At 65.4% G+C, this 23,056-nt stretch carries 14 protein-coding genes; 2 read left to right on the forward strand and 12 right to left on the reverse strand.

The features are described from left to right. Nucleotides 1–21 precede the first annotated feature (21 nt). Entirely contained in the window at nucleotides 22–1,230 is a 1,209-nt protein-coding gene (locus DK261_RS26660; RefSeq protein ID WP_110176916.1) for a serine hydrolase, read from the forward strand. Here DK261_RS26660 and DK261_RS26665 read toward each other — a convergent pair. Next, on the reverse strand, nucleotides 1,215–3,503 hold the full coding sequence (locus tag DK261_RS26665) for an ATP-dependent DNA helicase (RefSeq protein ID WP_110176918.1): 2,289 nt from the start codon (nucleotides 3,501–3,503) through the stop codon (nucleotides 1,215–1,217). The two genes, DK261_RS26660 and DK261_RS26665, sit on opposite strands and share 16 nt — an antisense overlap. After that, nucleotides 3,500–5,152, reverse strand: a complete 1,653-nt coding sequence (locus DK261_RS26670; protein ID WP_038632671.1) for a VRR-NUC domain-containing protein — start codon at nucleotides 5,150–5,152, stop codon at nucleotides 3,500–3,502. Before DK261_RS26670 ends, DK261_RS26665 begins: the two co-directional genes overlap by 4 nt. Nucleotides 5,153–5,370: 218 nt before the next feature. Here DK261_RS26670 and DK261_RS26675 point away from each other — a divergent pair, with 218 nt between their 5' ends. After that, complete coding sequence (locus DK261_RS26675; protein WP_007922767.1) at nucleotides 5,371–5,595, forward strand: YgdI/YgdR family lipoprotein; 225 nt, start codon at nucleotides 5,371–5,373, stop codon at nucleotides 5,593–5,595. Nucleotides 5,596–5,616: 21 nt separating this feature from the next. Here DK261_RS26675 and DK261_RS26680 read toward each other — a convergent pair whose 3' ends face one another. From DK261_RS26680 to DK261_RS26725, 10 genes are all read right to left on the reverse strand, one after another. Beyond that, nucleotides 5,617–6,009, reverse strand: coding sequence for a hypothetical protein (locus tag DK261_RS26680; protein WP_016705125.1), 393 nt, complete (start codon nucleotides 6,007–6,009; stop codon nucleotides 5,617–5,619). 310 nt (nucleotides 6,010–6,319) lie between these two features. Further along, complete coding sequence (locus tag DK261_RS26685; protein WP_038632672.1) at nucleotides 6,320–8,173, reverse strand: polyurethanase; 1,854 nt, start codon at nucleotides 8,171–8,173, stop codon at nucleotides 6,320–6,322. A 106-nt stretch (nucleotides 8,174–8,279) separates the two neighbouring features. After that, nucleotides 8,280–9,980, reverse strand: a complete 1,701-nt coding sequence (locus tag DK261_RS26690; protein WP_028684109.1) for a polyurethanase — start codon at nucleotides 9,978–9,980, stop codon at nucleotides 8,280–8,282. Between the two features lie 37 nt (nucleotides 9,981–10,017). Continuing rightward, nucleotides 10,018–13,101: an autotransporter serine protease gene (locus DK261_RS26695; RefSeq protein ID WP_110176920.1), complete on the reverse strand. Its 3,084-nt coding sequence runs from the start codon at nucleotides 13,099–13,101 to the stop codon at nucleotides 10,018–10,020. A gap of 196 nt (nucleotides 13,102–13,297) precedes the next feature. Next, nucleotides 13,298–16,285, reverse strand: a complete 2,988-nt coding sequence (locus tag DK261_RS26700; protein WP_110176922.1) for an autotransporter serine protease — start codon at nucleotides 16,283–16,285, stop codon at nucleotides 13,298–13,300. Nucleotides 16,286–16,357: 72 nt separating this feature from the next. Further along, nucleotides 16,358–17,713, reverse strand: coding sequence for a TolC family outer membrane protein (locus DK261_RS26705; RefSeq protein WP_009049216.1), 1,356 nt, complete (start codon nucleotides 17,711–17,713; stop codon nucleotides 16,358–16,360). A 2-nt stretch (nucleotides 17,714–17,715) separates the two neighbouring features. Then, nucleotides 17,716–19,032, reverse strand: a complete 1,317-nt coding sequence (locus DK261_RS26710) for an HlyD family type I secretion periplasmic adaptor subunit (RefSeq protein ID WP_009049217.1) — start codon at nucleotides 19,030–19,032, stop codon at nucleotides 17,716–17,718. Between the two features lie 14 nt (nucleotides 19,033–19,046). Next, the gene (locus tag DK261_RS26715) at nucleotides 19,047–20,864 is read right to left on the reverse strand and encodes a type I secretion system permease/ATPase (RefSeq protein ID WP_110176924.1); all 1,818 of its coding nucleotides are present in this window, start codon (nucleotides 20,862–20,864) and stop codon (nucleotides 19,047–19,049) included. A 238-nt stretch (nucleotides 20,865–21,102) separates the two neighbouring features. Next, on the reverse strand, nucleotides 21,103–21,486 hold the full coding sequence (locus DK261_RS26720) for an AprI/Inh family metalloprotease inhibitor (RefSeq protein WP_009049219.1): 384 nt from the start codon (nucleotides 21,484–21,486) through the stop codon (nucleotides 21,103–21,105). Nucleotides 21,487–21,591: 105 nt separating this feature from the next. Beyond that, nucleotides 21,592–23,040 carry a serralysin family metalloprotease gene (locus tag DK261_RS26725; protein WP_009049220.1) on the reverse strand — a complete coding sequence of 483 codons (1,449 nt, stop codon included), beginning with the start codon at nucleotides 23,038–23,040 and terminating at the stop codon, nucleotides 21,592–21,594. Between the last annotated feature and the right edge of the window lie 16 nt (nucleotides 23,041–23,056).

Below are 23,056 nucleotides of genomic sequence, written 5' to 3' on the forward strand. Positions count from 1 at the left end.
TGATTATAGAGGCTTCCTCCCATGGATCGAACCTGTAAAGGTCTGCTTGCCCTGGCCGTCACCCTCGGCGCTTCGCTGGCCGGCGCTGCCACGCCGGACGAGGAACTCGGCAGGCGCATGGACACGGCCATCGAACGGGCCATCGACGAACAGCGGATCGTCGGCACCGTGGTGGTGGTGATGCGCGATGGCCAGGTGGTGTACCAGCGCGCCGCCGGTTTCGCCGACCGCGAAGCGGCCCGGCCCATGACCGGCGACACCATCCTGCGCCTGGCGTCCGTCACCAAGCCCATGGTCTCCGCGGTCGCCATGCGCCTGGTGGAACAGGGCACGCTGTCGTTGGACGACACAGTCAGCCAATGGCTGCCGGATTTCCGCCCAAGGCTGGCCGATGGCACGCAACCGCCGATCACCCTCAAGCAGTTGCTGACCCACACCGCCGGCCTGAGCTACGGCTTTCTCGAGGCCGAGCACGGAGCGTATCGCACGGCGGGGGTGTCGGATGGCCTGGCCGAGCCGGGCATGAGCCTGGAAGACAACCTCAAACGCATTGCCAGCGTGCCCTTGAGTTATCCGCCGGGCACGCAATGGCGCTATTCCATGGCCATCGACGTACTGGGCGCCGTGCTGGAAAAGGCCAGCGGCAAAAGCCTGCCGACCCTGACCGAGGAACTGCTCACCAAGCCTCTGGACATGAACGACACCGCGTTCTCGGTCAAGGATCCCGCGCGCCTCGGCGCGGTGTACCGCGATGACCGTCCGCGGCCGAGCCGGATGCAGGACGAAGCGGCGATCAGGGTCGGCGAAAGCACCACGCGGTTCTCCCTCCAGCGGATCTTCGACCCGCGCTCCTACCCCTCCGGTGGCGCCGGCATGGCCGGTACCGCCATGGATGTGGCGCGTTTTCTCGACACCTTGCGCCAGGGTGGTGGCCCGCTGCTTTCCGCGCGCAGCGTGCAGGCGATGATGACCGACCAGGTCGGCGCCCAGGCCCAGACCCAGGGGCCGGGCTGGGGCTTCGGCTACGGCTGGGCGGTGCTGGACGATCCGGCCCTGGCCGGCACCCCGCAATCCAGGGGCACCCTGCAATGGGGCGGCGCCTACGGCCACAGTTGGTTCGTCGACCCCCAGGCCAGGCTGACCGTGGTGGCGCTGACCAACACCGCCTTCGAGGGCATGTCGGGGGCCTTTACCCGGGAGATCCGCGACGCCGCCTACCCGGCGCCCTGAAGCGCCTCGCCGCCCGGGGCGTCGAGCGACCACCAGCCCGGCAGCAATTGCCGGACCCTGGGCTCGGCGAACCGGTCGTCGATCAGCATCACCACGCCACGGTCCTGCTGGCTGCGAATCACCCGGCCCGCGGCCTGCACCACCTTCTGCAGGCCGGGGTACAGGTAGGTGTAGTCGTAACCGGCGCCAAAAATCGCCGCCATGCGCTGTTTCAACTGCTCGTTCACCGGGTTCAACTGGGCCAGGCCGAGGGTGGCGATAAAGGCGCCGATCAAGCGCGAACCCGGCAGGTCGATGCCCTCGCCGAACGCCCCGCCCAGCACGGCGAAACCCACTCCCTGGCCATCGGCGTCGAAGCGCTCGAGAAACGCCTGGCGTTGCCCTTCATCCATCCCGCGGGACTGCTGCCACAGAGGAATATCCGGGTGCTGTTCGGCCAGCAGGCTGGCCACCTGTTGCAAGTAATCGAAGCTGCTGAAGAACGCCAGGTAATTGCCGGGGCGCCGGCGGAACTGGCTGGCGATCAGCTCGACGATGGGCGCCAGGGACGCCTGGCGATGGGCAAAACGGGTGGAGATCCGGCTGACGATGTACACGTCCAGCTGCGCGGCACTGAACGGCGACTCGACATCCACCCACACCGTGGTCTCCGGCAGCCCCAGCAGGTCGCGGTAGTAATGCCAGGGATTGAGCGTCGCCGAGAACAGCACCGTACTGCGCGCCGCACTCAACCGCGGCGCCAGGAAGCCCGCCGGCACCACGTTGCGCAGGCACAACTCGGACAGGCTGCGGCGGGCATTGAGTTCGCGCTTGCTGATATCGAACAGGAACTGCTCGTCGAACAGTTCGGCCACCCGGGCGAATTGCAGGGCGTCGAAATAGAAGCCCTGCAACCGACTGTCCAGCCCTTGCGGATGGTCGTTGAGGTAATCGCCGATCGCCGAGATACACAGCGACAGCGCCTTGAGCAACGGGGCCGGCGCCTGGTCATAGGCCTGGTACGGCCGCGACTGCTCCTTGTGCAAGGCATTCCATTCGCGGTTGAGCCGTTGCAGCGGCTTCTTCAGCGGCTCCGGGGCAACCTGACGCACGTTGTGCAACTGGTACTGGTCGAGGCTGGCGCTGTACATCGAGCGCCCGCGCTCCACCAGGTTATGGGCTTCGTCCACCAGCGCGGCGACCTTCCATTGGTTGGCCTGCGCCAGGCCGAACAGCAAGGCGCTGAAATCGAAGTAGTAGTTGTAGTCCGCCACCAGCAGATCGCTCCAGCGGGCCATTTCCTGGCTCAGGTAATACGGGCACAGCCCATGCTCCAGGGCGATCTCGCGCACCGCCTGCTGGTCCAGCAGCGACACCTGGCTCGCCGCCTGCCGCGCCGCCGGCAGACGGTCGTAGAAACCCTTGGCCAACGGGCAGGACTCGCCATGACAGGCCAGTTCCGGGTGCTCGCAGGCCTTGTCCCGGGCCACCAGTTCCAGCACTCGCAACGGCAGCCCGGGGCTGCGCTCGAACAGCACCTCGGCGGCGTCCAGCGCCAGTTTGCGCCCCGGGGTCTTGGCGGTGAGGAAGAACAACTTGTCCAGTTGCTGCCCCGGCATCGCCTTGAGCATGGGAAACACCGTACCCAGGGTCTTGCCGATCCCGGTCGGTGCCTGGGCCATCAGGCAGCGCCCGGTGCTCACCGCCTTGTACACCGACTCGGCCAGGCTGCGCTGCCCCGGACGGAAGTCGGGATGGGGGAAACTCAACGCCGCCATGGCCTGGTCGCGGGCGTGCCGGTGGGCCAGTTCCTGTTCGGCCCATTGCAGGAACAGGCTGCATTGCTGGTTGAAGAACTGCTCCAGGGCCTCGGCCCCGTGCTCTTCCACCAGCGACGTCTCGCGCTCGCTGAGGATGTCGAAGTACACCAAGGCCAGACGGATGCTGCTCAGTTGCAACTGCTGGCACAGCAGCCAGCCATAGATTTTCGCCTGGGCCCAATGCAGCTGGCGATGGTTGGCCGGCATGCGCTCCAGGTCGCCGCGGTAGGTCTTGATCTCTTCCAGCAGGTTGGCGTCCGGGTCGTAGCCGTCCGCCCTGCCCTTGACGGTCAACGCGCCGAAGCTGCCTTCGAGGGACACTTCGCTCCGATAGTTCGCGCTGCGCCGCGCCGCCACCGTGCGGTGGCCCTGGATGCCTTCCAGCGCGGTGGGCGACGGGGTGAAGCGCAGGTCGAGGTCGCCGACCTTGGCGGTGAATTCGCACAGCGCCCGTACCGCGATGCGGTAGTTCACGCGCCCTGCTCCGCCCATTGCACGTAGCAGACCGCCACCGGCATCTGGTGCTGCTGGCAGAACTCCAGCCAGCGCAGCTGGTTGTCCTGCAGGCGGTCGCCAGGGCCCTTGACCTCGATCATCCGGTAGGTTTTCTGCTGCGGCCAGAACTGGATCAGGTCCGGCATGCCGGCGCGGTTGGCCTTGATGTCCTGCAGCAGGCGGTCGAACCAGTGCTTGAGGTGCTCGGCCGGCAGGCAGGCCAGGGCCTGCTCCAGCAGCTCTTCGCTGAGGGCGCCCCAGAACACGAAGGGCGATTGCACGCCCCACTTGTCGAGGTAACGCTGGCGGATGGTCTGCACATAACGCCCGTCATCCAGCTCCGCCAGGCAGGCCTGGAACAGCTCGGTGCGCCGGCTGTGGAAGTCCTCGCTCAACAGGTCCGCCGGGCCGCGCTGGAACGGATGGAAGAACGCCCCGGGCAGCGGCGCGAAGATCGCCGGCCAGCAGAGCAGCCCGAACAGCGAATTGATCAGGCTGTTCTCCACGTAGTGCACTGGCGCCTGCTCCTCGTGGAGATGGGCCTGCACATGGAATTCCACCGACAGCTCTGGATCGACCCGCGGCAGGCTGAGGTCCAGGCGCAGCGTCGGCCGGGTGCCGCCACGCGGCGTGGCCGGGCCGCCGAGTTTGCGTCGCAGCCTGGGCAGCAGGCGCAGCAGTTGCTGCTGCTCGGCCGCGTTGTACGGGGCCAGTGCCGCCGCCTCGGCCAGGGCCAGCGCCTGCGGGTAATCGCCGCTGCGCTCGAAGACGCGGATCAGCCGCGCTCTCGCCCCGGGATAAGCGCAGGCCTGGTAGATGGCGGCCGCCAGCGGCCATTCGGCTAGCCGCTCACAGTGCTGGCCCAGCAGGAACAGCAGCTTGGCCCGGCGCCGCTGCAGCCAGGGATTGTCGCTGGCGAACGCCTGGATGCCCGCCAGCACCTCGTCCAGCGCCGCGCCGCTTTCGAAGCACTGCCGGCAATCCTCCAGGTACAGGAAACCCTCGACATCGGCGCGGCTGCGCAGGGCCCGGGCGTCGTCGCGGAACTCGACCTTCTCGTAGGTGAAGATGCCCAGGTCGGCCAGCACGAACTCCGACCAGTCCTGGTACAGGTTGCCGAAGAACATCAGGCGCAAGCGGTCGCACAGCGCCATGACCGTCAGGCTGCACACCCCGTCTTCCAGCCCCGGGCACCATTGGTCCAGGCTCCGCGGCTCGTCGAACAGCGGCGCCAGCGCCGCCAGCCAGTCGGACTTACGGGCCTTCGGCTGCTCGATCACCGGGCGAAAACCGTGGAGGATTTCCGCCTTCTGCAACAGGTTGAACAGCTCTTCCAGGGTCAGCGGCGCGTGTTCGTCGACCCAGCCCAGGCGCACCAGCGGTGCGACGGCCGCGCGGGTATCACCGATTTCTTCATAGACCAGCCGGGACATGCGAAAATGACAGCCCTTGCGCATGATCATGCGCACCAGCAGGGCCTGGGATGGCTGGGCCAGGGCCGCGAAGTCGGCAATGAAGCTAAGCTCTTCAGGTGACAGCACATCGGCGTAGCGCAGCTCGAGCCAGGCCAGCACCTGCTGGAAGTTGTGCAGGTAATAAAGAGGGTTTTCCAGAGGGTTGGAAGTCACAGAACAAGCGCGCCGCAAAGAGGTGGATACTGGTTATACATACAGATAACAGCTGCCGACCTGCCCTGGCAAACACTATTGGATAAGTGGCGTTACAGGTTTTTTTACGGGGCCGCAGAACTTTCTTGCGGTTAATCACACCAAGGGCGGATAGCCATATAGTCGCGAGCCGCCAATCATGGGTGGACTCACAGAGATTCATGAAGAGAGGTTTGTCTATGAACGTCAAATACCTGGGCCTGCCGTTGGCCGTTGCAGCCTTCCTGGCACTGGGCGGCTGCGCCTCGCCGACCGTGGTGACCCTGCAGAACGGCACGCAATACCTGACCAAGGACATGCCTAACGCCAAGACCGCCGATGGGTTCTACGAATTCGAAGACATCGCCGGCAAGAAGATCCGCATCAAGGCGGCCGATGTCGCCACCGTCCGCCAGGAGGACTGAGCCGATCGAACCTGGTCGCCCTCAGGGCGACCAGGGTGCCGAATTCTGCCCCGGCACGCTGTTATCGCAGGAAATGTATCGCTGTTCCCCACGCTTCTGCAGCTCTCCACGCACCCGCTGGCAACGCTCGAATTCCCGGGCGGCCGCATTATCGATGCTGATATTGCCGGTGGTTTCAGGCTTTTTACCCTCCCCCAGAGTCACGCTCGCCCAAGGCCGTTCCGCGTCGATATGAAAGCGGCTGCTCGGCTCGGGCTCTACTTGCTTGTCGGTGGCCGGCGCAGCGGCCGGGAGCTGGTCCGGGGTTACGCCGTAGCGCTTCAGGATCGATTGCTGAGGCAAGTCCTCGGCCATGACGCTGCCTGCTATCAGGACCAGCGCCAGACCGATGCCATACCTCTGGTTATCACTCACCTTGTAGTTCTCCTGCTGTCACTGTTGCCGTTGAATGAGCATTGGCCGCTACCTGGGCTGCGGCCGCCTGCCTTGATAACGCGCCAGCTCCTGCGGACTTTAATGGCCCTGGAACGCACGCGCGCCATCGCCCCGCCTGGCGCTGAGTCGATGCTCTATCGAGCGCCGCGTCGCAGCTGGGCAGGTATTGGAGTCATTTCCAGGCTTGCGGGTCACCCTACGGGCGAATCCCCTTGCTTTGGCGAGAAGTGCTGCCGAGGGAAAGTCCGTGACCGCGCGAGGCAAAATCGCCGCCCCGCGCGGCCAGGCTTCAGGCGATGGTGATGCTCGCGCCGTTGAGGCTGTCCAGGCTCACACCCACCAGAGTCACCGAGTCGCCGCCGAAGGTCAGCAGGGTATCGTTGCCCACCGTGCTGGCATGGGCGCGGAAGTCGTCGTTGGCGACCACGCCTTCGACGCCGAGGAACACCAGTTTGTCGCTGCTCTGGTAACCCAGCACGCGGTCCTGGCCGAAGTCGCCGTTGAACAGGAAGGTATTGCTGCCCCCGCCCGCCTCCAGCAGGTCGTTGCCCGCGCCACCAACCAGCACATCGTTGCCCCGGCCGCCGATCAGGTGGTCATCGCCGTCCAGGCCGAACAGCCAGTCGCCGCCAGCGTGGGCGGTCAGGGTATTGGCCGCGGCGTCGCCCTTCACCGAAGAGGCGTACTGGGTCAGGTTGCTCCCCGCCAGCAGGCCTTTGTCGGTGACGCTGTGGGTCACGTCGTCCTTGAACAGCCCCCAGAGGAAGCCCGGCTCCTTGCTGGTGATCGCACCGATATCGCGGGTGATGCTGATGCCGCCATTGGCATCGCGCACATACAGGGTGCCGGCGCCGTCGTTGGCGAAGCTGAAGTTCTTCACCGACTGCTGCAGGTCCAGGGTGTTGTTGCCCTGCCCACCCAGCAGGATGTTGTAGCCACCGGCGTCGCGGAAGGTGTCGTTGCCGGCGCGGCCTTCCAGGTAGTCGTTGCCCTGGCCGCCCTGGATCAGGTCGTTGCTGTCGGTGCCGATGATGAAGGTGCTGCCCTTGTGGGTCTCGGCATTGCGGTTGAGGTCCTGGACCCAGGTGGTGGCCCGGGCCGGGTCCGACAGGTTGGCGACGATGATGGTCGAGTCCTTGCTCGTCAGGTCGTAGAACTTCGACTCGAGGATCCGCGTCATGCCGTCGCCGTAGCCGGTGGGCAGGTGCGACAGCCAGGTCGGAATATTCAGGATGGAAAACGGCAGCAGGTTCCAGGCCGCCGAAGCGTAATGGTCGTTGAAGCTGACGATGTTGTTGGTCGCCGATTCCTGCGCCGTGTCGTGCACGCCGAGGGACGCCAGGTTGAACGAAGAGCCGTCGAGGGCGCGGAACACCGGGTCGTTTTCGTAGCCGATGTTCAACACCTTGTCCCCCGCGCTCTGGGTCGGCGAGGCGTAGGCGACATAGCTGGCATCCTGGTAGAACCCCGACCAGTGATCGCCGCTCAGGTCCGCCAGGCTGTTGACCGCCAGGCCGCCGAGGCTGTGGCCGCTGACCAGGATGTCCTTGCCCGTCAGGCCGTTGGCCTGGGCGAAGGCCGCGACATCGGCGAGCAGCTTGCCGAAGGCTTCGCCGGCGTAGTTCTTCGCGTAGTCCTTGGGCCCGAACGCCGCCATCAGGTCGTTGATCACATCGCCGATGGAGTCGCCGATCACCGATTCACGGGGCCCGCTGGTGCCGCGAAAGGCGATGCCGATGGAGGTCAGGTGGCCCTGGTCGTCGTACTTGCCGAGCACTTCCGCCTGGGCCGTGGTGTAGCCGGCCTTTTCCCCGTAGTAGGTGCCCCTGAAGTCGGTCTTGCCGTCGTAGCCCAACTGGGAAGCGCCGATCGGCGTCCAGCCGGCCTTTTGCACCGCCTCCAGCGCGGCTTTCTCCGAGTCGGGGTTCCAGGGCAGCCCGGGAATCACCCCTTGCGAATCGCTGCTGCCGATCAGCGCCGTAACCAGGGTCGCCGGTAGGCCGAGGCCGAAACCGTACTGCTGATAACCGGCGGAAAAGCCGTTGTCGAGGTTGTGGTAGGAATACAGCGTGATCGCCAGCGCATCGGAAAACAGCGCCTTTGAATCTTCTGTGCCGAGGTTTTTGTAGTCATACACACCCATGGTATTGCCTCTCTTTGTTGTTGAACTTTATTCGAGATAGCTCACGCGGACGGGACGCCCTCAACAGACGCCCCGCCCTTAGTGCAATGCCTTTTGCCGCTCTTATCTAGGCGAAGACGATCCCCCCTGCGGAGAGACTGTCCGGCGCGACCCCGACCAGCGTCACGGCGTAGTCGCCGACGCTGAGCAAGGTGTCCTGGCCATTCTGTGACAGGTGCTGCGTGTAGTCGTAGCCCTGCCCCGCGCCCGCCACGCCCATGAACACCAGCTTGTCGCTGCCCTGGTAGCCATGGATCGCGTCGAAGCCGAAGGCGCCGCTGAACAGGAAGGTGTTGGCCCCGCCGCCACTGGAGTACATGACATCGTTGCCGGCGCCGCCGACAAAGGTCACGTCGCTCTTGTCGCTGCGCAGCACATCGTCGCCCCCGTGCCCGAACAACCAGTCGCCATCGACGCTGGCCACCAGCGCATTGCCGTAGGCGTCGCCATTGAGCGAGTGGTTGTAGGGGGTCAGCTGGTTGCCGGCCAGCAGGCCCTGGTCTGTCACGCTGTGGGTCACCTCCTTGCTGAACAGGCCCCAGGCAAAACCCGGCTCCTTGCTCACCAGCGCGCCGATGTCGCGGGTCATGCTGATGCCACCATAGGCATCGCGCACATACAGGCTGCCGTCGCCATCGTTGACCACGCTGAACTTGCCCAACGACTGCTGCAGGTCGAAGACGTTATGCCCCTTGCCGCCCAGCAGGATGTTGTAGCCACCGTCGTCGCGGAAGGTGTCGTTGCCGTCGCGGCCTTCGATGAAGTCGTTGCCGCGCCCGCCCTTGAGCAGATCATTGCCATCGGTGCCGAAGATAAAGGTACTGCCCTTGTGCGGCTCGGCATTGCGATTGAGGTCCTCGACCCAGGTCTTGCCGCGACTGCCCTCGGACAAGGTGGAAACGATCAGGGTCGAGTCCTTGCTGGTCAGGTCGTAGAACGCCGAATCGACCACCCGGTTCAAGCCATCGGCGTAGCCCGCGGAACCGTGGGCCTTCCACGACAGCGGGTTGAGGATGCTCTGCGGCAACAGGTTCTCCAGGGTCGACGCGTAGTGCTCGTTGAAGTTGACGATGTTATTGGTCGCCGACGCCTGGACCTTGTCATGGCTGCCCAGGGACGAGGCGTTGAAGGTGGTGCCGTCGAGCACCCTGAACACCGGGTCGTTTTCGTAGCCGATGTTCAGCACCTTGTCCCCCGGGCTCTGGGTCGGCGAGGCGAACGCCACATAGCGGGCGTCGGCGTAGAAACCGCCCCAGTGCTCACCGCTCAGCTCGGCCAGGCTGTTGACCCCCAGGCCGCCCAGGCTGTGGCCGCTGACCAGCACATCCTGGCCGCTCAGGCCCTGGGCCTTGGCGAACTCGGCGACGCTGGCGAACAGCTGGTCGAAGGCATTCTTGCTGTAGTTCGCCGCGTAACCCACCGGCCCGACCGCCGCCAGCAGGTTGTTCTTGATGTCGCCCAGGGTATCGCTCAAGCCCAGCCCGCCGGTGCCGCGAAAGGCGATGCCGATCGACAGCAGCTTGCCGGCCTCGTCATAACGCCCCAGCACTTCCACTTCGGCGCTGGTGAAGCCCGGCTGCTCGCCGAAGAAGGTGCCCTGGGGCCCGACCTTGCCCTGATACCCCAGCCGCTCGGCGCCAATCGCCGTCCAGCCCGACGCCAGCGGCTGCCCGGTGGGCGTGTAGGCGTAGAGCGTCAAGGCCAGGGCATCGCTGTACAACGCCTTGCCCGCCTCGCCCTTGAAACTCCGGTAATCGAATACACCCATGTTGTGTCTCACTCTTATGGTCATTGGCCCGCAGGCCTCAGAACTGCCAGTCCAGGGTCAGGCCGACCCCGTGACTCTTGTCCCGAGAACCCAGCAGGCCGTTGTAGTCCAGGTTTACCCGGGTATCGCGCCCCAGCAACAGGCCGGCGCGAGCCCCGACCACAGCGGCATTACGATCCAGCGCAACGCTCTGTATGTTGAACGAACCACCATTGGCAAAAGCCAGGTGCTGATCCGAGCGGGTGTCGCTCAGGTTGTGCTGCCAGCCGAGGGTGCCGGCCAGTTCCAGCTGCCGGGCATCGGACAGGGCGAAGCGTTTGCTGGCCCGCAGGCCGAGGGTCGAGAGCACCGCGTCGCGGTTGTCATCGCCACTGCGCAGGGCGGTGGCCCCGCCTTTTTCGCGGAAGCTGTCGCTGCCCACATGCACGTAGGCCAGGTTGACGAAGGGCTCCAGGGCCACGCCTGGCAGCGCCACTTGCCATGCTGCTTCGGTGAACAGCTGGGCGGTCTGGGCGTCACGCTTGACCTTCTGCCGGTCGGAGAACTCGCCGTATTGCAGGTCGCGCTTCACATCGATGCGATGCCAGCTGTAGGAGCCGCCGACGCTCAGGCGCACGGCATCCAGCTGGTGGCCCAGGTAGGCACCCAGGTGATAGCTGTCCACCGAGGCCGAGGAATGGGTGCCATCGCCCATGCTCAGGGAGCTGTCGCTGTAGCCGGTGAACAGGCCCAGACGAGTGTCCTCGGCGATCAAGCCATCGACCCCGGCGAGCAGGCCGCCGATCGAGGTGGTGTAGTTGGCATGGTCATAACCGCCGTCGGCCTTGCCCCAGGCCCCCAGCACCTTGAACCACACGTTGTTGTCGCTGGTCGCGGGCGCCGACGAATCGAGCAGGCCGTCCTGACGCAGACGGTCGCCCACCGCATCGCGCAACTGGCGGCTGTCGTTGATCAGCAGCGTGCCGATGGCCGGATGGATCTCCCCGGTCAATTGCTGGAAGGCCTGTTGCGCGCTGGCGGCGTTTTCCGACAGCAGCAGGCTTTCATACACCGGATTGCCCGCCCCCAGTTGCTCGGCGGCGGCCGCCACGGAGCGCTGGTTCGGGGTCAGGCCGACATCGCTGAAGGACGTCGCGTTACGCGCGACCTGCAACTGCACGCCGGTGGCCGAGTAATCGAGGCTGCCACCAATGAACAGGTAGTTCGGCGCCACCGAACCGAAACGGCCTTCGATGCCACCGGCCGCCTGCAGGATGTTGTATTGGCGGCCCAGCAGGCTTTGCGCCTCGCGGGCGCTGAGCAGGGTCGGGCTGTTCTCCAGGGCCAGGGTCACGTTGGCTCCTTCGACGCTGGCCTTGCCGCCGGCGACTATCTGGTCGCTGCTGGTCGGCGACAGCTCCACCGCGTAGGTCGAACCCGGTTGCAGGGTCACGTCGCCCGCCACCTGCAAGGTGCCGATGGAGTTGCCCGGCGCCACGGTACCGCCGCGGTTGGCGGTCAGCGCGGCGATGCGCCCGTTGCCACCGAGGATGCCGCTGTCATTGACCGTCACGGCAGACGCCAGCGAACCATTGATGGCCAGGCGTCCCTGATTGACCAGGGTCGGGCCGCTGTAGCTGTTGTTGCCGGTCAGCACCAGGGTGCCGATGCCCTGCTTGGTCAGGCCGCCGTGTCCGGAAATGTCGTTGCGCCAGACATCCAGCCCGCAAGACAGGCCAGTGCACAGGCGCTCGGTGGGTTTGCCGGCATCCACCACGGCGCCGATGCCAGGCAGGTCGACGACGAACTGGCCGGAGCCGTAGGCGCCTTCGACCCGGAACTCCTGGGGAATGTCCGCTTCGGTGACGAACATGCCCGGGCCGTCGATGCCCTTTTGCAGATTGATCATGCCCCAGCCGTACAGGGCGTCGATGCCCGGATCGCCCATGTCGGTGGCGGTGGTCCTCAGCACCGTGGCGATCTGCGAAGCGCTCATGTAGGGAAAGCGCTCCATCAACACCGCCGCCGCGCCCGCCACATGGGGCGCGGCCATGGAGGTGCCGCTCTTGTTGGCATAGCCGATGGTCATGTCGTCGAGGTTGGTGCCGCCGATCACCGCACTGTAGACCCGTGTACCCGGCGCCGAGACGCAGAAGCTCGCGGTGTAGCCGCAGCGCGAGGAGAAGGTACTGAGGGTGTAGGGATTGGGGCTGGCGGTGTCCGGGTTCACCTGCAAGGCCGCTACCGTCATCCAGTTCGGCGCGATTTCCGGCACGAAATAGGCCAGGCCGGCGATGGCGTCCGGGTTGTTCAGGTTGTAGTCGTTACCGGCGGCGAAGATGGTCAGCACGCCACCGCGAGCGGCGTCGATCGCCCCGCTGTAGGCGCCACCCTGGCGGGTGCCCAGCAGCGGCTGGATCTGGTCGAACTGCAACTGGGCGTCCTGCACGGTGAAATGCGGAAAGGCCGGGTCGCGACCACCCTGGTCGAAGCGGTCGGTGATGCCGATGCCCCAGCTGTTGTTGATGATCCGCGCGCCGCTGTTCACCAGGGCGTCCCAGCCGGCCCGGTAGACCGCGCCGTCGTTGCCGAGAATGATCCCGTCCTCGGGGCCCGGGTCGCCGTTCTCGGCGCTGATGATCTGCGCGTCGAAGGCCACGCCATGCATCGGCCCACCATCGCGACTGCCGGCGGCGATCCCGCCGACGTGGGTGCCGTGGGAGCCGAGCTTGCCGTCGGAACCCACCGAAGGCGTGCCGTCATAACGGAAGGCATCGCCGGCCTTGACCGGAATGTAGGGGTCGGTGTATTCGCGGATGCCGCTGGTGACCAGGGTGATCACCTTGTTGTTGCCGCTGAATTCCGGGTGCTGGGCATACACCGGCTGGTCGAAGATCCCCAGCTTGACGCCCTTGCCGGTATAACCGGCGGCATACGCCTGCTCGGCATGGATCGCCCCCAGACCCCATTCGGCATTGAACTCGGCACTGCGCCAACTGCCGGGATCGCCCGGCTTGCCGCCTTCCACATAAGGCGCGGCCTGGGCGCCACCCACCACGGCCAGGCCACAGATCAAAGCGCCGCAGGAGGCGCGCACCAGGCTGTTGGCTGCCGGAGCAGCCCCCGTAAAGCTGTATTTCATCGGTACCTTCCTTAGTTGCCTTGCTGGAAATAGTTGCCTTGCTAGAAACAATTACCTTGATAGAAACACCGCGCCAGACCCGACGCGGCTGGTTTTACCGAACAGCCGGCCCGCCAACGGCGACCCGTGCTGTGCCGATAGCTGCTGTGCCGTGCCGACGCGACCTTGCGTCAGCACGGCGGTGTCAAAAGCCGGGTCAGAACTGCCAGTTCAGGCTCAGCCCTGCCCCGTGGTTCTTCTCGCGGCTGGCCAGTTGGCCGTTGTAGTCCAGGCTCAGGCGCAGGTCGCGACTCAACGCCAGGCTGGCATGGGCGCCGACCAGCGCGGCATTGCGCGGCAGCGAGGTGCTTTCGACGCTGAACGGCGTGCCACCGGACGCAAAGGCCAGGTGCTCTTCGGCCCGGGTGTTGCTCAGGTTGTGCTGCCAGCCCAGGGAGCCGGAAAGGTCCAGGCGGGTTTGCCCGGACAGTTCGAGGCTTTTCAGGGCACGCAGGCCGAGGGTGCTGAGTGCGGCTTCGCGGCTGTCGCTGCCGCCTTTCAACGCGGCGGCATCGCCCTTCTCGCTGAAACTGTCGCGGTGCAGGTGCACGTAGGCCAGGTTGGCGAAGGGTTCCAGGGCCAGCGCCGGCAGGTCCAGGCGATAAGCCGCCTCGCCGAAGACCTGGCTGGTGCGGGCATCGACCTTGGCTTTCTGCTTGCCGCTGACTTCGCCGAACTGCAGGTCGCGCTTGACGTCGGCGCGATGCCAGCTGTGGGCCGCGCCCGCGCTCAGGCGCCAGGCGCCCAGCTCGTGGCCGAGGTAGGTGCCCAGGTGATAGCTGTCCACGGAGGCCTTGGAATGGGTACCGCCGCCCATGCTCAGGGAGCTGTCGCTGTAGCCGGCGAAGGCGCCCAGGCGCGTGCTGTCGCTGAGTGCGCCGTCGGCCCCCAGCAGCAACCCGCCGATGGACGTGTTGTAGCCCTCGGTGTCGTGGTCGCCGTCGTTCTTGCCCCAGGCGCCCAGCACCTTGAGCCAGAGGTTGCCCTCGCTCTGCACCACCGCGCCCGGCACCTGCAGACGCTCGCCAACTGCCTCGCGCAGCTGACGGCTGTCGTTGAGCAGCATCGAGCCCAGCGCCGGGTAGATTTCCCCGGACAGTTGCTGGAACGCCTGTTGCGCCACACCGGCGCTCGGCGAGCGCAGCAGGCTTTCATACACCGGGTTGCCCGCCCCCAGCTGCTCGGCGGCGGCCGCCACCGAGCGCTGGTTCGGGGTCAGGCCGACACTGGCGAACGAGGTGGCGTTACGCCCGATGCTCAGTTGCACGCCACTGGCCGAATAATCGAGGCTGCCACCGAGGAACAGGTAGTTCGGCTCCACCGAGCCGAAGCGGCCGTCGATGCCGTTCGCCGCCTGGAGGATCTGGTACTGGCTGCCGATCAGGCTTTGCGTCTGTTCCAGGCTGAGCAGCTGCGGGCTGTTTTCCAGGGCCAGGGTGACCCCGGCGCCATTGAGGGTGGCCTTGCCGCCGGCGACGATGCGGTCGCTGCTGGTCGGCGACAGCTCCACGGCATAGGTCGAGCCCGACTGGAAGGTCACGTCCCCCGCCACCTGCAAGGTACCGATGGAGTTGCCCGGGGCCACCGTGGCCCCACTGTTGGCCAGCAACGCGCCGATGCGGCCGGAACCGCCAAGGGTGCCGCCGTCATTGACCGTAACGCTGGACGCCAGCGAGCCATTGACCGTCAGCAAACCGCCATTGACCGTAGTCGCCCCGCGATAGCTGTTGTTGCCGCTGAGCACCAGCCAGCCGGCGCCGGACTTGACCAGGCTGCCCTCGTACACCCGCTGCGCCGCGGCCGCGTCGCGGGCCATGCCGACGGCGTAGTCGGTCTTGTCCTGCTGGCTGGCACCGGCGCCGAGGCCGTTTTCCCAGCCCTTGTCCTTCAGGGTCTGTTGCCAGGCCGCGTGCTCGGCGGCGTCTTCGCCCTGGCGCTGCAACAGCGCCTTGTCCGAGATGTCGTTGCTCCAGACATCACCCTTCCCGGCGCCCAGGTTGGCGTCGAACGCCCCCAGCAACTGCCCGGGGCCGCGCATGGCCCGCTCCAGGTTGGGCACGCCCCAGCCGACCAGGCGGGTGGGCGCCTCGGTGATCGAACCGTCCAGCTGGGTGGCGGTGGTCAGCAGCACCTCCAGGGCCTGCTGGTTATTCATGTAGGGATAACGCTCCATCACCAGGGCCAGCGCGCCCGTGGCATGGGGCGCGGCCATCGAGGTGCCGGACTTGGTGGCGTAACCGCCGCCCGGCACGGTGCTGGAGATCAACCGCCCGGGCGCGGCCACGCACCAGTACTTGGCGATGCCGCACTGGTTGTAGCGCTGCTGGTTATTCGCATCCAGGCCGGACACCGCCAGCCAGTGGCCTTCCAGCTCCGGCTGGAAGTACGGCAGCGCCGCGCGCACGCTGGCGTTGGCGTAACCGCTGTTGCCGGCGCTGAACACATTGATCACGCCCTGGCGCGATATATCGGCGGCCGCGTCCAGCCAGGTGCCCTGGCCATAGTGCTGGGCATAGGCGGCGTGCAGGTCGCCCAGGGTCTGGTAGCTGACACCCGGCGGCTGGCTGCCCCAGCTGTTGTTGATGGCGCGCACCCCGGCATCCGCCAGGGCCCCGTACACCGCCTTGAAATACTGCGGGTCCGGGGTCGGGCCGAACAGAAAGCTGTCGTTCTTGTTGGTGTTGCCCACATAGACCTGGGCATTGAAGGCCACGCCGTGCATGCCAACGCCGTCGCGGGCCGCGCCCATGGTGCCGGTGACATGGGTGCCATGGCTGTCGTTGTTGCCGTTGAGCACCCCGGAGACGCTGAACGGCGAGCCATCGACATAAGTGCCGCTGGCGGTGACCCCGTGGAAGCGCTCGGGCGATGCTTCGCCGTGGCTGGCGTCGAAGCCCGAGTCGAGGGCGCCGATCTTTACCCCGCTGCCGGTGATCCCGGCGGCATAGGCGGCGCTGGCGCGCATGCGTTCCAGGCCCCAGTCCTGGGTGTATTCGGCCGATTGCCAGCTGGCCGGCACCCCCAACTGGCCGGTTTCCTGGTACTGCGCCTGGACCATGCCGGGCAGTGCCACCGCCGATAGCGTGGAACAGGCCAGCAACGAGCGGCGACTCAGCGCCTTGAGCTGATAAAAGCGTCTATCCATGTGATGACTTCTCGTTTTTTGTTTTTGTCGAAAATGTCAGGTCGGGCCGCCCGCGGCCGCCTTTTTGTCAGTTCATGAGCCGGGCCTGAAGGCTTCGTCGACCCGGGCCAGGTCATCTTCACGCAGGGTGCCTGCGTAGTAGTGCAACTTGGTCCAGGCCATCAAATAGTCGTAACGGGCCTGCGCCAGGTCGCGCCGTGTGGTGTACAGCTGTTGCTCGGCGTTCAGCGCGTCGAGGTTGACCCGTTCGCCGCCGAGGATGCTCTGCTTGGTCGAGATCACCAGGGCCTCGGCCGAGGTCAGCGCCTTCTGATAAGCCCGCAGCTTGCTGACCCCGGACAGGCAGGCGCTGAACTGGCGCCGCAGCTCGATCAGGGTGGTGCGGGTCTGCGAATCCAGCTCGTACTCGGCCTGCTCCATGGTCCGGCTGGCCTGGCGGGTGGCCGCCGAGACGCCGCCACCGGCGTACAGCGGCATGCTGATTTCGATGCCGATGGTGTTGGTGTCATAGCGCTGGTTGTAGGTGTTGCCGCTTTCCGACTCGACCCGGCGCGAGGTGGCATAGGCACTGAGCCGCGGCAGGTGGCCGGCGCGGTTGCGCTCGATCTCGTAACGCGCCACTTCCACGGCGTGGCGCTGGGAGGCCAGGTTCGGGTTGTTGCTGATCGCAAGTTCATGCCAGGCGTCGTAGTTGGCCGGCGACAGGGTGAAAGACTCGAAACGATCGCGCAGCGGGTCGAGATCGCGGATGTCCACGGTCGGCACGCCGATCAACGCCCCCAGCTCGCGCAGCGCCGCGTCCTGCTCGTCGCGGGCCTCGATCTCCTCGGCGGTCGCCAGCTCGTAGCGCGATTCCGCTTCGAGGATGTCGGTGCGGGTGCCCTCGCCCTGGCGAAACATGTGCTCGTTCTGCTGGAACTGCTGTTCGAAGGCCTTCTTCTTGGCCTGGGCGATCTCGATCTGATCCTGGGCGAACAGCGCCTGGGTGTAAAAGGTCAGCACCCGTACCAGCAGCTCCTGGCTCTTGCCGCGAAAGTTCTCGTCGGCGAACAGCGCCTGGGCCACGCCCTTGCGGTAGGAGGCATAGGCCTCGTAGTCGATCAACGGCTGTTGCAGGGTGAAGGTCGAGCCGTAGCTGTCGTAGTTGCGGTCATCGTGGCTGGTGCCGCCACGGCCGTCGGGCACGGTGGCCTCGGAGTTGTTGCGGCCCTTGTTGTAGCTGTAGTTGAGTTTCGGCAGCAGCCCGGCGCGACCGATGATGCGGTTTTCCAGGCCGGCATCGCGCTCCTTGATCGCCCCGAGGAACACCGGGTCGTTGCGCAGGGCCTGTTCGTAGACCTGGAACGGCCCCATGGCCTGGGCGTTGGTGCATACCAGCAAAGCGACTGTGGCTCCGAAGATGGAAAGCTGACTCATGCGACGGAACATCCTTATTCCTCGGTCAATGCGGAACCCGCCCGGTCGAGCAGGGGTTTGAACAGGTAATTGAGCAGCGAGCGCTCGCCGGTGCGGACGAACATCTCCGCCGGCATGCCCGGCTTGATCACCAGGCCGTTGAGCTTTTCCATGGCCTGGTCGCTGACGCTGCTGCGCAGCACGTAATAAGGCACCCCGGTCTTTTCATCGACCATCTGGTCGGCGGAGATCAGGCTGACCTCGCCGGACACCCGCGGCGTGCGGCTCTGGTTGAAGGCGGTGAACAGGATGTCCACCGGCAAGTGGCTGCCGACCTTGTCGATCAGGTTCACCGGCAGGTGCCCTTCCACTTCCAGGCGCGTGCCCTGGGGCACGATCTCCAGCAGGTTTTCCCCGGGGCGGACCACGGCGCCTTCGGTGTGCACCCCGAGGTTGACCGCGATGCCGTCGGCCGGGGCGAGGATCTCGCTGTGCTGCAGGTCGAAACCGGCCGAGGTCAGCTGCTGTTCCAGGGTCAGGCTTTTCAGCTGGGCGTCGGCCAGCTGGCTGCGCACTTCCTTCTGGTACTCCTCGCTGTGCTGCTGCAACTTGAGCCGCGATTCGAGAATGCCCTGCTCCACCCGCCCGCTTTCGCCGGTGTTCTGCGCCAGTTCCTGCTGCACCTGGGACAGCTGGCGCTGGTACTCCATCAGGCGGTTGCGCGGGATGTAGCCGTTGTCCGCCAGGGGCTGCAGGTTGGCCAGCTGTTGGCGCAGGGATTCGGCCTGGTTGTTGAGGTCGGTGCGCGCCCGGCGCATCCCGGCCAGTTGCGCAGTGGCGCCTTCGATACTGGCGCGGATCCCCGCCTGCTCGCGGGCGAAGGCCTCGCGCCGGCTGCTGAACAGTTGCCGCTGGCCTTCCAGGACCAGGGCCAGGCGTGGGTCGGGATCGGCGCTCAGGGCCTCGGGAAAGTTCACCTGCTTGAGGTTGTCACGCTCGCTCTGCCAGCGTGCCAGGCTGGCCCAGGCCATGCGGTACTGCGCTTGCAGCGACTGCACATCGGCCTCGACCTGGGTCTGGTCCAGGCGGAACAGCGGCTGGCCCTGTTTCACCGCCTCGCCTTCACGCACCAGGATCCGGCTGACCACGCCACCGCTCATGGATTGCACGGCCTTGCGCTTGCCCGAGACCACCACCGTGCCTTGCACCGGGATGCCCTGGTCCAGTGGCGCCAGGGCCGCCCAGAGGAAAAAGCTGCCGGCGCCGGCCAGCGCCAGCACCCAGCCCATACGCGCGAAAAACCGCGCATCGCGCTCGGGACGCTCCGGCGCATAACCTTGTTCGATCATCATTTCGCTGTCCTTGCTCATACGCCTGGGTTCCGTGTCGGGGCCTGATACTGGCGGCTCATGCTCAAGCCGCCCGGGGCCGTCGGGGCCGAGGTTTTTTCCCGCTGCTGCTGTTCCTGGGGCTGGGCCTGGTGTTGATTTTGTGCCTGAGCCTGGGCACCACTGGACAGCGCCTTGAGCACTTCCTGGCTCGGGCCGAAGGCCTGCAGGCGCCCTTCGTTGAGCACCAGCAGCTTGTCGGCCTGGGCCAGCGCCGAGGAACGATGGGTGACCAGGATCACGCTGGTGCCCTGGGCCTTCATCTGCGCAATGGCGGACGCCAGGGCGCTTTCGCCCACGGTGTCGAGGTTGGAGTTCGGCTCGTCGAGCACCACCAGCCGCGGCTGGCCATACAGCGCCCGGGCCAGGGCCACGCGCTGCTTCTGGCCGCCGGACAGGCCGCTGCCGTCATCGCCCAGCAAGGTGTCGTAGCCCTGGGGCAGGCGCAGGATCAGTTCGTGCACGCCAGCCTGTTGCGCGGCCTGCACCACCTTCTGCGGGTCGGCCTCCTGAAAGCGCGCGATGTTCTCGGCGATGCTCCCGGAAAACAGCTCGATGTCCTGGGGCAGGTAACCGATGTAGGGCCCCAGTTCGTTGCGGTTCCAGCGATGGATATCGGCGCCGTCCAGGCGCACCGTGCCGGCCAGGGTCGGCCATACGCCCACCAGCACCCGGGCCAGTGTGGATTTGCCGGAACCGGAAGCGCCGAGCACCCCCAGCACCTCCCCCGCCCCCAGGTTGAAGCTGACCTGCTGCAAGGTCGCCATGCGTTTGCCTGGCGGGCCGGCGCTGACCTGTTCGAAACTCACCTGGCCCTTGGGCGCGGGCAACGACATCGCCGTGTCGCTCGGCGGAAAGGCCTGCAGCAGCGAGTCCAGGCGCTGGTAGGCCAGCTTGGCGGAACTCCACTGCTTCCACACGGCGATCAACTGGTCGATCGGGCTCAGCACCCGGCCCATCAGGATCGAGCCGGCGATCATCATGCCGGCGGTCATGTCGCCCTTGATCACCAGCAAGGCGCCCAGGCCGAGCACCAGCGATTGCAGGCACAGGCGCAGGGTCTTGCTCAGCGAGCTGATGACCGCGCCGGTGTCGCTGGCCTGGTTCTGCAGGCCGAGAAAGCGCGAATGCACCTCGAACCAGCGCTTGCGCAGCGCGCCGAGCATGCCCATGGCCTGGATGGTCTCGGCGTTATGCAGGTGGCTGGTGGCCAGTTGCGTGGACTTCTGCGAATAGCCGCTGGCCTCGCCCAAGGGCTTCTTGGTCATGGCCTCGTTGAGGTACGCCAGGGCAATCAGCAAGACCGCGCCCGCAGTGGCGAACACCCCCAGCCAGGTATTGAACAGGAAGATCACGAACAGGTAGACGGGGAACCAGGGCGCGTCGAAGAAGGCGAACAACGCAGGTCCGGTGACGAACTGGCGGATATGGGTCAGGTCGCCCAGGGACTGCCCGGCATGCCCTTCGCCACGAAACAGGTTGCGCTCGAACGCCGCCTGGTAGACCCGCAGGTTGAAACGCCGCTCCAGCTGACTGCCGATGCGGATGACGATGAAGCTGCGCACCACCTCCAGCAGGCCGATGAACGCGAAGAACCCGACCACCATCAGCGACAGCATCGCCAGGGTGGTTTCGTTCTGCGAGGAAAGTACCCGGTCGTAGACCTGGAGCATGTAGATCGAGGGGACCAGCATCAGCACGTTGATCAGGGCGGTGAAACACCCGACGCTGATCAGAATGCCTTTGTAATCGCCCAGTGCCTTGAACAGCGGTGCAGTGGTCTTCGCCATCTTCATTGGTCTTTCCTGAGCTGTATATCCCGTGCCAGGGGCGCAGGACAAATAAACCGCCCGTACTTGAGTCGGGACATTATTGGATTATTGTGGCGGACAGGCGAAAGGACTCTACCGCCAGACGAAACGGAGTTCTAGTTATTTAGTTGTCTTTAATCGAACGAAGGACATCGCGTATATGGCACTGCCTTATACGCTTATCCATACAGATACATTTAAAGATGCATACAGCCGCGATTGTTCAGGGGGCTCGCTGCAATATAATCGTTATGCCTGATTTCAAAGTGCCTTGATATAAGCCTTCTTTCTGGCGACTTAAAAAGATGATCTTCGAGCCCTCTTTGCCGGTCACGGCAATACCGTCCGGCTCGGGAAACCAGCCGATGGCCGAATCGCCCAGCCAGGCGGAAAAACACTCGGCGCCGGCGCCCAGGGTGCCGTTCAGCTCGAGGTCCAGGGCACAGTGGCTGGCAGGTTGTGCCGGCTGCGACAGTTGCCAGTGTCCGGCCAGTTCCGCGGGGTCCGCCAATCTCAGGCTGCTTGCCATGCTTGTCTCTCCATAAAACATCATCAGCGTCGCGATCAGGTACGCGCCGGCCTTAGCGATCAAGGCAGTTCGAATCATAAGGGGGTCGCTCCGGGGCACAGCCTCAGGCAGTTCGCCAGTCAATGCAAGGTCGGAGGGCGACGCCTGGGCGCCACCCTCCTTCCTTTACTTTACCGCAATGACTCAGGCGACGATGTCGGTGTAGGCCGCCTGGCCGACGGTGCTGACCAGGAAGTCCGCCACGCCGTGCCCGGAGAAGTCCACCGACAAGGTGCTGTTGCCAGCCGAGGTGCTGAGGATCGCGTCGCCGGCATTACCGGTGAACGCGTTCACGAAGTGCAGCCCGGCGCCCTTGGTGATGCCGGTCAGATCGATCTTGTCCAGGCCGCTGACAAAATCCAGGATCTGGTCGGCGGCACCCGGAGCGGAGTCCGAGCTGGCACCGAAGACGAAGGTATCGGCACCCGAGCCACCCCAGAGTTTGTCCGCCCCACCACCGCCGTAGAGGATGTCGTTGCCGGCACCGCCCTTGAGCTCGTTGGCCACCTTGTTGCCGATCAGCAGATCGCTGCCGGAACCGCCGATGGCGTTCTCGACGGTGACGCCCTTGGCAATGGACACGTTGCCCACCAGGCCGCCAACGTCGGAGAACGAGGTTTCATTGAGGTTGATCTTCTGGTTCTGGGTAAAACCGGAGAAGTCCAGGGTGTCCTTGCCGCCCGCGTCCCATACCGAGAACACCAGCTTGTCCGCCGACGAGGTCGCGCTGAGGAAGTCGCGGCCGGTGTTGGAGTTGAAGCCGTAGGTGGTGTCGCCGGTACGGGTGGTGGTGTTGGCCCCGTAGAGCTTCTGGATCGCCGCGATATCGTCCATCAGCGGGCCGGACGAATAGGCTTCGACGCCGGCCTTGCTGAAGTTCTGGCTGGTATTGCTTTCGCTCCAGTAGCTCATGACGCTGTAACCGCGCGTGTCCTGTCCGTAGGTCGCGTCGTTATAGGTCGGGTTGCCATTCCCGGCGTTGTAGTCGCCAGGGTGAGCCAGGCCCAGGGTGTGACCGATCTCGTGGGTCAGCGTCTGCCGGCCGTAGTTGTTCAGATCGGGGTTCTTGTTCTGGGTGTAGCTGCTGTTGATCAGGTACCAGGACGTCCCGTCGTAGCCGGCACCGGTGCCCGGCAGGTAGGCGAAGGCCGCCGCGCCGTCCTGGCCGCCGCTGTAGTTGCCGAAGGTCATGTGACCGTCACCACCGGAAGCCTTTTCGGTGAAGGTGACATTGGCCACATCCGCCCAGGACTGCATGGACAGCACGGCCTGGGCCTTCTGCTGGGCGCTGAACTGGCTGAACCCGGAGATGCCATGTTTGTACAGGGTGCTCGAGGACGCCGAGGTCAGGAAGGTATAGGTCAGTTCGATCTTGCCGCTGCCGTTGAGGTCCTGGTACGCAGCACCGTCGCGCAGTATCTGGGTAGCGGCTTGATCGACCGTGTAGGAGGGTTTGCCATTGACCGTCAGATTGCCGCCCCGGTCATACTGATGGCTGAAGCTATTGATCTGGTTGTAAGCCGAACTTGCCGCGGCCAAAGGCACGAGTTCTTGTTCGGCGGTCACAATAGCTTTCGATTTAACTTTCGACATAAACACACTTCCTTGT

Source organism: Pseudomonas sp. RW409, assembly GCF_003184125.1.
Lineage (GTDB): Bacteria > Pseudomonadota > Gammaproteobacteria > Pseudomonadales > Pseudomonadaceae > Aquipseudomonas > Aquipseudomonas chlororaphis_I.